We start from the raw sequence: 14,500 nt of genomic DNA, 5'->3' as shown, positions 1-14,500 counted from the left end.
CTTCCCAATGAGATTTCAATGAAACGTTTCGTTCTGCTCGACACCACCCCGATCCCCGATAACGGCGGTGCCTTGTGCCTGTTCGAATACGGCGAGGATTTTGTCATCAAGATCCAGGGCGGTGATGGCGGCCAGCTGATGAACACGCGCATGCACGGCTCCGAAGACGCGCTGGCGGAAATTCCCTGCCGCAAAGTCGCCGGGCGCCCGGGTTCGCGGGTGTTGATCGGCGGGCTGGGCATGGGCTTTACCCTGGCGTCGGCGCTCAAACATCTGGGCAAGACGGCCGAAGTGGTGGTCGCCGAATTGGTGCCCGGCGTCGTGGAGTGGAACCGTGGGCCCCTGGGTGAAAAATCCGGTCGCCCGCTGCTCGACCCACGCACCGTGATCCGCATGGAAGACGTGGCCAAGGTGCTGCAGGCCGAGCCTCAAGGCTTTGACGCGATCATGCTGGATGTCGACAACGGCCCCGAAGGCCTTACGCAAAAGGCCAACAGCTGGCTCTACTCGGTCGGTGGCCTGGCTGCCTGCGCCAAAGCCCTGCGCCCCAAGGGCGTACTGGCCGTGTGGTCGGCCAGTGCCGACAAGCTGTTCAGCGACAAGCTGCGCAAGGCGGGTTTCAAGGCTGAGGAAGTGCAGGTGTTTGCCCATGGCAACAAAGGCACCCGGCACACCATCTGGATCGCCGAAAAACTCAAGGGCTGAATTCCGCAGGCACCCTAAATCCCCTGTGGGAGCTAGCTTGCCTGCGATTGCGCCGCATCAGTCGATACACCTGTTGACTGAGATACCGCTATCGCAGGCAAGCCAGCTCCCACATTTTGATCGGGGTTAACTTCGGGATTTGCGGTAATCGATCACATACGGCACTTTTTTCTCGACAGTCTTCTTCAACTCGGCTTGATCCAACGAGGTCATGCCGCCCAACTGATGGGCCGTGAAGCCGCTATCGCCTACCTGTGAACTCGGCGCCAAGCCGACCATGCGCTGGGCGACGGCTTCAATCGCGTCCTTGTAACCGCCCTTCTTGTTCAGGTTGAAAGCACCCAGGTCGATCCGCGTGCGCAGCCAATTGCCCCAGTAAAACTCCAGGAACTCCGGCGCGACGGCGCCATCGTCCGGCTTGCCGTAGGCGGCCTTGCGGGTGAAATACACCAGGCTGCGGAAGGTGTCGTCCTGCAGGTTCTTGAAGCCCAGGTGCGCCGGCAGTTGCTGCGGTGACAGCGATTGGCCGTGATCGCCCTTGAGCCAGACCTTGCGCGCTGCTTCCATACGCTGCCAGAAGGTGGCCATGTCGGGGCTGTTGCTGAAATCATCGGTCACCTTGACCCACATGTTCAGCTGCGGGCCGCCGCCTTGGACTTCCCACAAGGTGGTGAAGCTGTGGTGACCGTCGGTCAGGTACAACTGGCCACCAGGGCCGACCACGACGGTTTTCATGTCATCGGGATGCGTGCCCACCGGGTCCTTGCAACTGAAGCTGGCGGGTTGGTGCAGGTCGGCCTTTTTGGGCACTTTGTCGGCCGCGCCCTGGCCGTTGGTTTCGCAGTATTCGTCGAAGACCTTGGCCGGCTTGTCGGCAAACAGGCCCAGGCTGTAGTAAATCTGGTCAAAGCCCACGACCGCCTGGGTCGGGTGCAATTGTTCAAGGGCCACCTCGATGATCTGGCCAGGCTTGGGCGTGGAGAATGCCTGGGCGTGGGCCGCCAGGACGCTGAGTAGCAGTGCTGCGGTCCATGTGTATAAACGCATTGGTGTCAGATCCTTGAGAATGAAGTGAGCCGATACTACAAACGATTGCCACTGCAAGGCTGTACCGCAGCTGAAAAAGCCAGCAGTCATTTACCCCGCAAGCGGCTAGAATCAACCCTATCCGTGAACCCCCAAATAGCCAGGAGCCATGATGAGCTCGACCAACCCGCCCTCCCACACCGCCAAGCTGGACCGCATCCTCGCCGATGCCCAGCGTGACCGGGAAATGGGCTATCGCGACAAAGCCTTGAAGATGTACCCGCACGTGTGTGGCCGCTGCGCGCGTGAATTTGCCGGCAAGCGCTTGAGCGAACTGACCGTGCACCACCGCAACCACAACCATGATGACAACCCCCAGGACGGTTCCAACTGGGAGTTGCTGTGCCTGTATTGCCACGATAACGAACACTCGCGCTACACCGACCAGCAGTACTTCGGCGAAGGCTCCACCAGCAGCCCGACGATTGCCAAGGCCACGCACAACCCGTTTGCGGCGTTGGCCGGGTTGATGAAAAAAGACGACTGAGGTTCGTCGTTGCCTGTTACGGCCTCTTCGCGGGCAAGCCCGCTCCCACATTTGTCCGCGTTCATGCTTTGAAATGCGGTCGAATGTGGGAGCGGGCTTGCTCGCGAAGGCGGCAGCTGTAGCGACACACAATTGGCGACCGACCGCAGCCCGAGCATTCCCCGTATAATCGCCGTTTTTCTCCAAGGCACCCTTCCCCGTGGGCAATAAACGCTACAGCTGCATCGGTCTGTATAACCCCAAATCCCCCGAAAACGTCGGTTCGGTGATGCGTGCCGCCGGCTGCTACGGCGTGGCCTCGGTGTTCTACACCGGCGTGCGTTACGAGCGCGCCCGGGATTTCATCACCGACACCAAGAAGGTCCATCACGACATTCCGCTGATCGGCATCGACGACCTGAAAAAGATCCTGCCGCTGGGTTGCATCCCGGTCGCCGTGGAGCTGGTCGAAGGCGCCCGCCCGCTGCCCGAATACACCCATCCTGATCGCGCGTTGTACATCTTCGGCCCCGAAGACGGCTCGCTGGACAAGGAGATTCGCGACTGGTGTGAAGACGTGGTGTACATCCCGACCACCGGCTGCATGAACCTCGCCGCCACTGTCAACGTGGTGCTCTACGATCGCCTGGCCAAGGGCAACAACACCCGCTCGGGCCCCAAGTACTGATTTTTTGGGAACATCCGGCGCCTGCAAGCAGTCAGCTACATATCACTTGCCTTGTTGGAGACAGATCATGAGCGACAGCAAAATCCTGCGACCTATCATCGAACACACGCCACTTGAAACCCAACCGCCTCAAAACGTGCACGGCTGGGAACGCATTGGCTCGGTGGCCGGTGGCGTGATGATGGTTGGCAAAGGCCTGCGCCGTGGCGGGATCTTCGGGCTCATCCAGGTGGCGATTGGTGGCGTGGCGCTGGTGCGCGGCGTGACCGGGCGCAGCTCGCTCAAAGACAAGCTGGAACAGGGCCGCCAGGAAATGAACAGCGTGCGTACCAAAATCGAGCGCGCGGGCGAAGAGCTGAAAAACCTGAAGACTAAAGCCGAAGTGGCGGCCGAAAAAGCCACCAAAACCACCGGCTGACGCCCCTCTCCAACCTATTGGAGAGCTAATTGTGGGAGCGGGCTTGCCCGCGAAAGCGGTGAATCAGTCGCCAAGTATTTGGCTGACACACCGTATTCGCGAGCAAGCCCGCTCCCACATTTTGGCTTTGTGTATGGCCTAAGCTCAGCGCAATAATTTGCTATCCAACACCACCGACGACTCGCCGATCACACTGTCGGCCAACTGCACAAACTCCGCCGTCGTAATGCTGTTCGCGCGCATCACCGCCTGCGCAAGGTCATCCAGCGAGCGCTTGTTGTGGGTCTTCACGCGAATCTCGCGGTCCAGCTCCTGCAACACCACCACCGCCCGCGCGACGGTCGCGCCGTTGACGTGCTCACCACGCAACGTGGTCACGTCCTTGCCCTCTTTGCTCAAGCGCGCCTGAATCGCGGCATACCGCTCATCGGTGATCCCGCCCGCGCGGCGCAGCAGCTCGATGGCGTAATACTCGCCAAGCCCTTCGCTGATCCAGTCACTGGTGTCGTGATCATTGAAGCGCCCGATCGCCTGCACCACCTCACGGATCAACGCGCTGCTGCCGTTCTCGCTGACCAGCGGGGTGCGGCTGTTGAGGTAGACCGAGTCGCGCGACGCAAACACGCCACGGCGCATCGGGTCGCTGGCGCCCACCACCAGCAGCTTGGCCGGGTGACGCGGAAACGCGGCCTCCACTTGAGGCCAGACGAAGGTCAGCAGCGTCAGCACGTCCATGCGGCGCATGGCCTGGCCTTTGGGCGAGGCCACGGTAACCTCGGTTTCGCCCAGGCGCACACGACGGCTGCCGAGGGTGCCGGCGAGCATCCAGCCAGTAGGCCGATCGAACAGGCGGGAAACGTTGTCGATGCGGAATTTGTACTTGCCGATGCGCGGCCAGGCGGTTTCGACGCTTTTCCAGCCTGCCGGCAACTCGAACGCCAGGCGCGAGACCAGCTCGACGCCGTCCTGCTGGTCGAGCCGTGCAGCCGGCACCAGGTCTTCGCCTCGGAACAACGCCCAACTCGGCGTCATCCGCGCTTCATACACGCCAGGTTTGCGCGCGTGGGTCAGGCGTACCCGGTAGCTCAGGCTGGCCTTGTCGGCGCTGGGTTGCCACAGGCCCCGGTTGCCGGTGACCGTCCACTGGCCATCGGCCTTGAAGTCGCTGTAATCACCGTCGCGGCCCAGGTCGAAGTTCAGGCTGCGCACCGCCGAGCCATGGGACAGGCTCACACGCACCTCGGCTTGATCACTCTGGGGCAGCAGTTTGACGTGATAGTCGAGGTCGACTTTCTTCGCGCACCACGCGGGCAGGCTCAGCGCCAGCAACACAAAAGAGGCCGCCAGCTTGGTTGCCACCGTCATACACACTCCTTTTTCAGCCTGCGCGGAAGATCAGGTAATCCTCCCAGTCGTCTTCGGGCACGCTGCCTTCGGCGAGCATGCGACCGGACTGGGATATGCGTTCGTGGTGCACTGCATCGCGGTCGCCGCAGACCAGGTGGTGCCACAGCGGCAGGTCCTTGCGCTCGCTGACCAGGCGATAGCCGCAGGTTGGCGGCAGCCACTTGAACTGGTCGGCCTGGCCCGGCGTGAGCTGGATGCAGTCGGGCACCGAAGCGCGGCGGTTGGGGTAATCGGTGCACTGGCAGGTGTTCAGGTCGAGCAGTTTGCAGGCAATGCGCGTGTAATAAACGCTGTTGTCCTCCTCGTCCTCAAGCTTTTGCAGACAGCACAGGCCACAGCCGTCGCACAACGACTCCCACTCCTCCTGGTCGAGGTGTTCAAGGGTTTTGCGTATCCAGAAAGGTTCGACTTTAGCGGCCATGGCTCTACATCAGTATCGGTCGGTGAAAAGGCCGCCAGTCTAGTGCCCAAGGCCTCTGGGGCCAAGCGCTTGCGACTGGCGGTGTAACAACACTTGTCAGTGCAGTGGGCGCGCAGTAGCTTTGAACGCCGAATCGACCCTCAGGAACTGCCCATGACACGCGTTGCCGACTATCCGATCCACACCCAATTTACCGAACGCTGGTCGCCTCGCGCCTTTACCGGCGAGAGCATCCCGAAAGACACCCTGCTGAGCTTTTTCGAGGCCGCGCGCTGGGCGCCATCGGCCTACAACTCGCAACCTTGGCGTTTTCTCTACGCGCGCCGCGACACGCCGGATTGGGAACGCTTCCTGGGCCTGCTGAATGAATTCAACCGTGCCTGGGCGCAGCATGCGTCGGCCTTGGTGATCATCGCGTCAAAAACCGACTTCACCGCCCCCGGCGCCAGCGAAGAAACCCCGGCGCTGTGGCACACCTTCGACACCGGTTCGGCCTGGGGCCACCTGGCGTTGCAAGCCAGCCTGAGCGGCTGGCACACCCACGGCATGGCCGGTTTCGATCAGGAATTGACCCGCAAAGAACTGAAGATTCCTGAAGGCTACGCGCTGCACGCGGCGGTGGCCGTGGGCAAGCTGGGCGACAAGTCGAGCCTGCCGGAGTACCTGCAGGGCCGTGAAGCGCCCAGCCCACGCAAGCCGTTGAGCGAGCTGGTGTCCGAAGGCGACTTCAGCCTGTAAGCCTTGCTGATATCCCCTGTGGGAGCGAGCTTGCCCGCTCCCACATCAGTAACCGCGTTCGAAGCTCACTTCTGCGCGTAACGCTTGCTTGGCTTGATACGCCCGCAGGTTCTGCACAAACAACTCCACCATCATCCCCGGCGAGGTTGGCGCCGAGCTGTGCCCGGTCAGCAGCAGCCCCCACGCGGTCCAGAACGGATGGCGTTGCGGCAGTGGTTCCTGGCGGCACACGTCGATCACCGCGCCGGCCAGGTGCCCTTCTTTCAGCGCCTCGACAAGGTCAGCATCAACCACGGCCACGCCGCGACCAACGTTGATAAACAAGCCGGTCGGCTTGAATTGCTTGAACAACGCCGCATCGTACAAATCATGCGTGTTTGGCGTGTTGGGCAGCAGGTTGATCACGTAATCCACCTCGCCCACCAGACGGCCCAGTTGATCCAGCCCGGCCACTTCGATAAACGGCGCCTGCTCACGCGCGGTGCTGGCGATGCCGTAGAGCTTGACGCCAAACGGCAGCAGAAAATCGGCAACGCTCTGGCCGATATCGCCGGTGCCGACGATCAACACCTTGCGCCCGGCCAGGCTCTGGCCCATGCGGTTGTCCCACTTGCGCTCAACCTGGCTGACCAGGCGCGCGAGCACTTCGCGCTCGTGGCCGAGCATGTAGGTGAGCACAAACTCGGCCATGACCTGGCCAAAAATGCCTACCGCACGGGTCAGGCGATAGTCGCGTGGCAAGCCATCGGCCAGCAGCGGCGTGATGCCCGCCCAGGTCGATTGCAGCCATTGCGGCTGGTGGCCCTGGCGCAACAGGGTGGCGAGCAGATCCGGCTGGCCAAGCCATACCGGGCAATCGGCGGCCAGGCGCGACAGTTCGGCCGAGTCGCCGCTGGTCAGCACCTCAAGGTCCGGTGCCGCTTCGCTCAGCAGCTTGGCGTAGAGCGGGTAATCCTGTTCAGCAATCAGAACACGCATGGTTCAAACCTTTCAAAAACACTGCAGACGGCCGCCCGCATCCTTACGGCCACCGCCAACGAATACGTTTGCATTGAAGAAGGTGCCCGGGTTCGGGCACTGACCGATCACATCGGGTCGTTGCGGCGCAACAGCTCTTCGGGCAAGTGTTCGATGTACTCATCCTCGGCCGGTGGCATTTGCAGGTGATAACCCTGCTTGTCGAGGTTTTCCAGGACCACGGTGATGTCCTCGCGGGACAGCTTGCGCTCCGGCGTCAGGATCATCTCGAACGCAAGATGGGCCTTGCCGAAGGCCGCCATCAACGGTTCCGGCACACGCTCCAACGCGTCGCTTTTGAGCACGTAGAGGTACATCCCGTCTTTTTTCAAGCTGCGGTAGATGGAGCAAATACGTTTCAAGGCTGTTCTCCGGCAGTGGCCAGGCTGTCGAGCAGCGCCTGGCCCATCAACTCGCGGCGCCAGCCACGCAGCGAGTCTGGCAATTTATAAGGCCCATCGGGGTAGCCACTTTTGACCAGGGCTTCGAGGGTTTTCTTGCGCAGCATCAGTTCCGGCGCCATGTTCAGGCGTTCGGCTTCGGCCTGGCCCAAGGCCCGCAGATGCTTGATCAGCGTGGCGGCGTCCACCGGCAGCGGCTCGGCAACCGCCGGCGGCCATTGGTCCATGGGCACGCTGCCAGCGCGCTTGATCAGGTCCAGCAGAAACTGGCCGTCCTGACGTACGGTGCGCGGGTGCATGTCTTCGATTTTGCCCAGCGCGGCAAGGTTGTCCGGCTGGGATTTGGCCAAGGGCCACAACGAGTGTTCGCGGATGATGCGGTTGCGCGGCAGGTCGCGGGCACGGGCCTGCTGCTCGCGCCAGGCGCACAGTTCACGCAGCACGGCGAGCTGGGCGCGGGACAGCTTCCACGCCAGCTTGGCGTCGCGGTACACCTCGTACGGGTCGACTTCGCGGCGCAGGTTGGCCACCAACTCGGCGCCGTCTTCCAGCACCCAGGCGTATTTGTCGTCTGAGAGCTGCGGACGCAGGCGGATGTAGACCTCGGCCAAGTGCACCGCGTCTTCGGCGGCGTAGCTCACTTGGGTCTCGGACAACGGCCGCTGCAGCCAGTCCGAGCGCGTTTCGCCCTTGGGCAAATCGATATCCAGCACGGCCTGCACCAGGCGCGAATAGCCCATGGAGAAACCGAGGTTCAGGTAAGCCGCCGCCAATTGGGTGTCGAACAACGGCACCGGCAGGCTGCCGGTCAGGCGCAGCAACACTTCCAGGTCTTCGCTGCAGGCGTGCACCACCTTGATCACCGCCGGGTTTTCCAGCAAGGCGGCCAAGGGTTGCCAATTGTCGATGGTCAGAGGGTCGATCAGGTAAGCGCGTACGCCATCGCCGATCTGGATCAGCCCGGCAATGGGATAAAAGGTATCGACCCGCATGAATTCGGTGTCGAGGGCGACGAATGGCAACTGCTGCCATTCGGCGCAATGCTGGCCGAGGCTATCGTTGTCGCAGATCCAGTGAATATCGATGGCCACACGGCTCTCCCTTGAAGAATGGCGCGCAGTATATATCGCGAAAGACGCTTGCGAGCATCCGCAGTGCACACGCCTTCATGAAAACTCCGACAAGACAGGAAGAATAGTCCGACGGACGGGAGTTAGCTTCTCTTACGCAGTACGTAAACCCGCCACAGCTTGGAGCCCGGCAGGAATTCCTGATGGTTGAGTATTTTGAAACCGGCCTGGCGAAACTCGCCCTCTACAGGTGTGTGTGCGTTCACGGAAACGATCACGGTGTCGCGGCTGACCCGATGGAACTCGCGCAGCAGCGCCAAACGCCCTTCACTGCTGGGCACATGGCGAAACAGTTCCATGCAGAAAATGCAGTCCACCGCATTGGCCGACAAGCCGATGGAAAACGCCGACCCCTGGAATGTTTTGATGCGCTTGAGCAGTGCTGCCGGGTGATGAGTGCGCGCATGGTCGAGCATGGCCTGGGAATTGTCAGAGGCCAGAATCACGCGGTTGATGTGTTCTGCCAACACCGGCCAGAACCGGCCGGAACCACAGGCCAGGTCGAGGATCAGCCCCGGCTCGCCGGCCACTTTCAATGCCTGGCGCACCAACCGCTCATCGCGCCACGCCGCCACGCGCTGGCGCAGGCGCGGCGGGCGTGTGTCGCCGCAGACCCTGGCATGCTCACGGTCACAGCGCTCGGTGAATTCAATTTCGATGGCGGAAGGTGGTTGTGACGGCATCACGGGCTCATGTGTGTGGAACGGTAGTGAACGACCTTGAACCGCAGCTTACCCACTGCAACGTGAAAAAAAGGTCGAAGCCGTCACGGCCACCAAACACCCAAGATCCATTGTGGGAGTTGTCGAGCTTCAGCGAGGCTACGATGGCGGTGGGTCAGGCAACCCATCACTGGCTGACACACCGCTGTCGCGGGCAAGCCCGGCTCCCACAGTGGATTACGCCTGGTGCAGATACCAGCGCCAGTCTTGCTCGCCTACCTCGCCCATAAACTGGCGATATTCGGCACGCTTCACCGCCAGGTACACACCCAGGAACTCACTGCCGAACGCATCCCGCGCCCAGCTTGACCCTTCAAGCGCACGCAAGGTGGTGAGCCAGTCGGTGGGCAGCAATTGTTTGGCTTGCGCATAGCCATTGCCTTCCACCGTGGCGCCGGGATCGCGTTGCTCGCGGACACCGCGATGGATACCCGCCAGGATTGCGGCGGCCGCCAGGTAAGGGTTGGCGTCGGCTCCGCAGATGCGGTGCTCGATGTGTCGGGAATTGGCCGGCCCGCCGGGCACACGCAGGCTCACGGTGCGGTTGTCCACGCCCCAGGTGGCGGCCAGCGGTGCGTAGCTGTTGGTCTGGAAGCGGCGATAGGAGTTGGCGTTGGGGCAGAACATCAGCAACGAATCGAGCAAGGTGCTGAGCATGCCACCCACGGCCTGACGCAGCAGCGGCGTGCCGTCGGCAGCCTCACTGGCGAACAGGTTATTGCCGTGGGCATCCGCCAGGCTGACGTGCATGTGCATGCCGGTGCCCGCGAGGTCGTCGAACGGCTTGGCCATGAAGCAGGCGGTCATCCCGTGTTTATGCGCCACGCCCTTGACCAAGCGCTTGTAGCGCACGGCTTCGTCCATGGCCTGCAAAGCATCGGCGCGATGTTCCAGGGTGATTTCGACCTGGCCCGGGGCGTATTCGGAGATTGCCGTGCGCGCCGGGATGCCTTGCAGTTTGCACGCACTATAAAGGTCGGCGAGGAACGGTTCGATCTGCTCCAGCTCGCGCAGGCCGTACACCTGGGTCGAGCGCGGGCGATTGCCGTCCACATCCCGCGCCGGTTGTGGGCGGCCGTTGCTGTCGGGTTTCTGGTCGAGCAGGTAAAACTCCAGCTCCGCCGCCATCACCGGGTAGTAACCGTCGGCTTTCAGCCCGTCGATGACCTTGGCGAGCAAATGCCGCGGATCGGCCACGGTGGCGGGCATGCCCTCGGTGGGGTGCATGCTCACTTGCACGGCGGCCGTGGGAATCAGGCGCCACGGCATGCGCTGCAAGCTCGCGCTGATCGGGTAGGCTCGGCAGTCGATATCCCCGACCTCCCACACCAGCCCGGAGTTTTCCACGTCGTCGCCATTAATCGTCAGGCCGAGGATGGTGCTGGGCAACGGCCGGCCACTTTCGTACACCGCCAGCAGCTCATCGCGGTGCAGCCATTTGCCGCGCGGCACGCCGTTGTTGTCGAGGATAAACAGCTCGAACATCTCGATGTCCGGGTGCTGTTCAAGGAAAGATCGGGCTTCGTGCAGGCAGGCGAAATCACTCATGGCAAGTCTCATACGTTTGCGTCAGGCAGGAACATAGGCACCGCGCGCAGGGGCGCTGGGTCTATGAGAGAGGTCAACGTAGGAGAGCGGTATCCGGTGGGCGTGCGTGTCGGCAGTGGAACAAGGCCCAGAAGGCCAGCTCGGAAGGAAGGGCCTCGACAACCGCGGTACAGCTGGGCACTAAAGCGCCAGGCAATGTCGCGGGATGAGTGTCGGGGGAACCGTCCATGCGGGATTCACAGTGAGGTAGATGCCCGGCAGCGTCACACGGCTGCACAGGGGGTTTAAATTCAGGGTTGACGGAGTTTGGTTGTAGCTTGGCTAAACAATCACGCCGCTTGCTACCTCGGCGCGCTCCTGGAAATAATGGCCGCCCCGATCTTGCCCCAAGGACTCGACCGCATGAAAGCTCCCCTGGCCCTGTGTGTATTGGCGGGTTTGGCAACCACCGCCCTGGCCGATGCCGCGCCCTCGCGCCTCGATGAGGTGGTGCAGCGCGGCACGCTCACCGTCTGCACCACCGGCGACTACAAGCCTTACACGTCGCTGCGCGCCGATGGCCGTTATGAAGGCATCGACATTGCCATGGCCGAGTCGCTGGCCAAAAGCCTGAATGCGACGATCACGTGGGTGCCGACCACCTGGAAAACCCTGATGCCGGACTTCCTGGCTCAACGCTGTGACATCGCCGTGGGCGGTATTTCGGTGTCGCTGGAGCGCCAGAAAAAGGCCTTCTTCAGCCAGGCGCTGGGTGTGGACGGCAAAATCCCGCTGGTGCGATGCGCCGACGTGCAGCGCTACCAGAGCATCGAGCAGATCAACCAGCCGCAGGTGCGGGTGATTGAGCCGGCCGGCGGCACCAACGAAGTGTTTGCCCGCGCTCACCTGGGCCAGGCGCAGATCCGCCTGCACGACAACGTGACCATCTTCGACGAGTTGCTGGCGGGCAAGGCGGACGTGATGATCACCGACGCCAGCGAGGCGCGCTTCCAGCAAAAGCTCAAGCCCGGGCTGTGCGCGGTCAACCCGCAGCAGCAGATGCAGTACAGCGAAAAAGCCTTCCTGCTGCCCCGCGATGACGTGGCGTGGAAAAGCTATGTCGACCAGTGGTTGCACTTGAGCGTCGCCACCGGGGCGTACGACGCCATCGTCAATCAATGGCTGGCGGCGCCCTGAGCCGCAGCCGTCTACGCTGTGCTCACATCAAACAATAACGAGGGATGAATAATGAAGGGACTGCTCCGAATCACCTGGCTGCTGCTGTTGTGTTGCAGCCAGGTGCACGCGGCCACTCAGGAGGAGGACGCCCAGGCCGCCAAGGCGCTGCTGACCAAGGCCTTGGCCTATTACCAGAGCAACGGCGACAAGGCGTTTGCCGCGTTCAGTCGCCAAGGGGAGTTTGTCGACCATGACCGTTATGTGTTTGTGGTCGACACCCAGGGCGTGTTGCTGGCCAGTGGCGGGCCTTCCTCGGCCTTGATCGGCCGCGATGTGTCCGAGTTGCTCGGGCCTGACTTGCAAGCCTCGTTCAAACAAGCGCTGGCGGTGCCCGAAGGCCAAGGCATCCAGCAGGCCGATTATCGCTGGCAGAACTGGAACGACGGCAAGGTTGAGCACAAGCATGTGTTTTATCAGCGCATCGGCGAGCGGATTCTGGCCGTCGGCTATTACCTGCCACGCGCCACGCCAGAGCAGGCTCGCGGTTTGCGCGACAAGGCGGTGAAAGCACTGGTCAAGGATGAAGCCGGCACGCTCAAGGCGATCAATTCGTTGCAGGGCGACTTCCTGCAGGATGACCTGTATGTGTTCGTGGTCGACCTGAATACCGGGCGCTATGTGGCCCACGGCACCAACCTGCGGCTGGTGGACACCGACTTCGCCAAGATCAGGGACCCGGACGGCAAGCCGGTGGGCGAGCCGATTTTGAAGCTGATGGCCGAGCAGGATCAGGGTGAGTACAAGTACCGCTGGAAAAACCCGGTGACCAACAAGGTTGAGAACAAGCACGCCTACTTGCGCAAGACCGGACATTTCATGGTGGCGGTCGGGTATTACAGCCCCTGATCAGGCTTGAAATGCAGTCACCTGTGGGAGCTGGCTTGCCTGCGAAAGCGGTGGGTCAGTTTGCATAGCCGGCACTGATACACCGCTTTCGCAGGCAAGCCAACTCCTACAATTTGATCTTCATGGGGTCAGTTACTTGGCCTTGTCTTCACGCCCACGCAGCACTCGGTTAGGCATCGCAATCGCCGCCGCCAACCCCAGCAACGACACCGCCGCACTCACCATCAGCAAATGCCGGAACGTCACCGCCAACTCCCCGCGCAGCGCATCCTGCGCCGGGCCGGGCGCGGCGTTCAAGCCGTCCAGCAAGACGTTGCCGGAACTGCCTTCGGCCACCAGCGCGCCGCTGGCCAAATGCGCAAAGCTCGAATCCTGCAACAGCGCCAGCAACAAGGCCGACATGCAGGCCACGCCTACGGCCCCGCCAAGGGAGCGGAACAGGTTGGTGGTGCTGGTCGCCACGCCAATGTCGCGCTGCTCGACCGAATTCTGCGTCCCCACCAGCGACGTCGGGAACTGCATCCCCGCCGCAATCCCACACAGCAACATGAACATCGCCGTCATCCCGACCGCCTGCGGCGCACTGTAGGCCATGCCCAGAATCGCGAACGGGCTCAGCAACGCGCCGCTCAGAATCATTGGCTTATAGCGCCCGGTCACCGAGGTCATGCGCCCGGCAAAATAAGCCCCCACCGGCAGGCCGAAGGCCAGCGGCAGCAGATGCAGCGCGGCGCTGTCCGCCCCCGAACCGGTCACCGTCTGATACCGCAGCGGCATCAACACCGTCAGGGAAATCGCCTGAAAACTGGTGAAAAAAATCGTGCACCAGCACAACACGGCGCTGCGATTGGCAAACAGGTGCATCGGCAGCAAAGGCTCGCGCGCGCGGCGTTCATGCCAGACAAACACCGTGAGCGCCACGCCCGCACACATCAGCAGCCCGAGCACTTGCTGGTCGCGCCAATGATGGCCCTGGCCGATTTCGGTGATGCCCAGCAGCAAGGCCGTGAGGCCGATGATCATCAGCAAGGTGCCGACATAATCGATGATCGGCTTGCGCTGCGGCACCGGCAACCCGACCAGGGTGCGATGCGCCACGTACCAGGCGCCAGCGCCCAGCGGCAGGTTGATCAGAAACACCCAACGCCAGGACAGATACTCGGTCATGTACCCGCCCAGCACCGGCCCGGCCACACTGGCCACCGCGTACATGCTGCTGAAATAACCCTGATAACGCCCGCGCTCGCGCGGTGGAATGATGTCACCAATGATCGCCTGGCTCACCGAGATCATCCCGCCGGCGCCGATGCCCTGCAGAATGCGCGCCAGCACCAGTTGCTCCATGTTTTGCGCCATGGCGCAAAACAGCGACGCCAGGGTGAACACGCCCATGCCGATCAACATCATCGGGCGACGCCCGTACAAGTCACCGAGCTTGCCGTAAATCGGCACCGCCACCGTCATCGCCACCATGTAGCCGGAGATCACCCAGGCCAGCAGGTTGACGTCATGGAACTGCGCGGAGATGGCCGGCATGGATACGGCGACGATGGTCTGGTCCAGTGCGCCAAGGAAGATCGCCATCATCAAGGCGGCGAGCACACTGCGCACGGCGGGAACGGGTTGGGTGGGCTGGTTGAGGTTGGTCACGGCAGAACCTTCGAGCAAGGCCCACGGGCAGAAAGGGCC

At 62.3% G+C, this 14,500-nt stretch carries 16 protein-coding genes; 7 read left to right on the top strand and 9 right to left on the bottom strand.

Annotated features, from left to right (window positions below):
- Positions 1–18: 18 nt before the first annotated feature.
- The gene (locus tag ABWL43_RS07600) at positions 19–705 is read left to right on the top strand and encodes a spermidine synthase (RefSeq protein WP_404487362.1); all 687 of its coding nucleotides are present in this window, start codon (positions 19–21) and stop codon (positions 703–705) included.
- A gap of 126 nt (positions 706–831) precedes the next feature.
- On the opposite strand, the gene ABWL43_RS07595 is transcribed toward ABWL43_RS07600, so the two are convergent.
- On the bottom strand, positions 832–1,752 hold the full coding sequence (locus tag ABWL43_RS07595) for a ParB/Srx family N-terminal domain-containing protein (RefSeq protein WP_404487361.1): 921 nt from the start codon (positions 1,750–1,752) through the stop codon (positions 832–834).
- Between the two features lie 151 nt (positions 1,753–1,903).
- Between ABWL43_RS07595 and ABWL43_RS07590 the strand changes: the two genes are divergently transcribed.
- The 3 genes from ABWL43_RS07590 (at position 1,904) to ABWL43_RS07580 (ending at position 3,363) form a co-directional block, all read left to right on the top strand.
- Entirely contained in the window at positions 1,904–2,278 is a 375-nt protein-coding gene (locus tag ABWL43_RS07590) for a YajD family HNH nuclease (RefSeq protein WP_003210675.1), read from the top strand.
- Between the two features lie 199 nt (positions 2,279–2,477).
- Positions 2,478–2,945, top strand: a complete 468-nt coding sequence (locus ABWL43_RS07585; protein WP_003189607.1) for an RNA methyltransferase — start codon at positions 2,478–2,480, stop codon at positions 2,943–2,945.
- Positions 2,946–3,012: 67 nt separating this feature from the next.
- Positions 3,013–3,363 carry a DUF2892 domain-containing protein gene (locus tag ABWL43_RS07580; RefSeq protein WP_145162989.1) on the top strand — a complete coding sequence of 117 codons (351 nt, stop codon included), beginning with the start codon at positions 3,013–3,015 and terminating at the stop codon, positions 3,361–3,363.
- Between the two features lie 144 nt (positions 3,364–3,507).
- Here ABWL43_RS07580 and ABWL43_RS07575 read toward each other — a convergent pair whose 3' ends face one another.
- Together ABWL43_RS07575 and ABWL43_RS07570 are read right to left on the bottom strand one after the other, a co-directional pair.
- On the bottom strand, positions 3,508–4,728 hold the full coding sequence (locus ABWL43_RS07575; RefSeq protein WP_404487360.1) for a hypothetical protein: 1,221 nt from the start codon (positions 4,726–4,728) through the stop codon (positions 3,508–3,510).
- Positions 4,729–4,741: 13 nt separating this feature from the next.
- The gene (locus ABWL43_RS07570; RefSeq protein WP_106576966.1) at positions 4,742–5,191 is read right to left on the bottom strand and encodes a YcgN family cysteine cluster protein; all 450 of its coding nucleotides are present in this window, start codon (positions 5,189–5,191) and stop codon (positions 4,742–4,744) included.
- A gap of 153 nt (positions 5,192–5,344) precedes the next feature.
- Here ABWL43_RS07570 and ABWL43_RS07565 point away from each other — a divergent pair, with 153 nt between their 5' ends.
- Positions 5,345–5,929: a nitroreductase family protein gene (locus ABWL43_RS07565; protein WP_404487359.1), complete on the top strand. Its 585-nt coding sequence runs from the start codon at positions 5,345–5,347 to the stop codon at positions 5,927–5,929.
- A gap of 45 nt (positions 5,930–5,974) precedes the next feature.
- Here ABWL43_RS07565 and ABWL43_RS07560 read toward each other — a convergent pair whose 3' ends face one another.
- From ABWL43_RS07560 to ABWL43_RS07540, 5 genes are all read right to left on the bottom strand, one after another.
- Entirely contained in the window at positions 5,975–6,907 is a 933-nt protein-coding gene (locus ABWL43_RS07560; protein WP_242194002.1) for a D-2-hydroxyacid dehydrogenase, read from the bottom strand.
- A gap of 107 nt (positions 6,908–7,014) precedes the next feature.
- Positions 7,015–7,308 (bottom strand): YcgL domain-containing protein, encoded by a 294-nt coding sequence (locus tag ABWL43_RS07555; protein ID WP_056857316.1) that lies wholly within the window; start codon positions 7,306–7,308, stop codon positions 7,015–7,017.
- On the bottom strand, positions 7,305–8,438 hold the full coding sequence (rnd, locus tag ABWL43_RS07550; protein WP_404487358.1) for a ribonuclease D: 1,134 nt from the start codon (positions 8,436–8,438) through the stop codon (positions 7,305–7,307). The genes ABWL43_RS07555 and rnd overlap by 4 nt, the downstream gene beginning before the upstream one ends.
- Before the next feature lie 122 nt (positions 8,439–8,560).
- Entirely contained in the window at positions 8,561–9,160 is a 600-nt protein-coding gene (locus tag ABWL43_RS07545; protein ID WP_404487357.1) for a class I SAM-dependent methyltransferase, read from the bottom strand.
- A gap of 216 nt (positions 9,161–9,376) precedes the next feature.
- Complete coding sequence (locus ABWL43_RS07540; RefSeq protein WP_404487356.1) at positions 9,377–10,747, bottom strand: glutamine synthetase family protein; 1,371 nt, start codon at positions 10,745–10,747, stop codon at positions 9,377–9,379.
- A gap of 402 nt (positions 10,748–11,149) precedes the next feature.
- On the opposite strand from ABWL43_RS07540, the gene ABWL43_RS07535 reads away from it, so the two are divergent.
- Together ABWL43_RS07535 and ABWL43_RS07530 are read left to right on the top strand one after the other, a co-directional pair.
- Entirely contained in the window at positions 11,150–11,923 is a 774-nt protein-coding gene (locus ABWL43_RS07535; RefSeq protein WP_404487355.1) for a transporter substrate-binding domain-containing protein, read from the top strand.
- A gap of 51 nt (positions 11,924–11,974) precedes the next feature.
- On the top strand, positions 11,975–12,811 hold the full coding sequence (locus ABWL43_RS07530; RefSeq protein WP_262206358.1) for a cache domain-containing protein: 837 nt from the start codon (positions 11,975–11,977) through the stop codon (positions 12,809–12,811).
- Positions 12,812–12,943: 132 nt separating this feature from the next.
- Here the strand turns inward: ABWL43_RS07530 and ABWL43_RS07525 are convergent, their stop codons facing one another.
- Complete coding sequence (locus ABWL43_RS07525; protein ID WP_404487354.1) at positions 12,944–14,461, bottom strand: MDR family MFS transporter; 1,518 nt, start codon at positions 14,459–14,461, stop codon at positions 12,944–12,946.
- Between the last annotated feature and the right edge of the window lie 39 nt (positions 14,462–14,500).

Origin of the sequence: Pseudomonas sp. HT11 (genome assembly GCF_044875395.1) — a bacterium.
Lineage (GTDB): Bacteria > Pseudomonadota > Gammaproteobacteria > Pseudomonadales > Pseudomonadaceae > Aquipseudomonas.
Note: the sequence above shows the minus strand (reverse complement) of the source record. Positions and strands in the feature narration are given on the sequence as shown.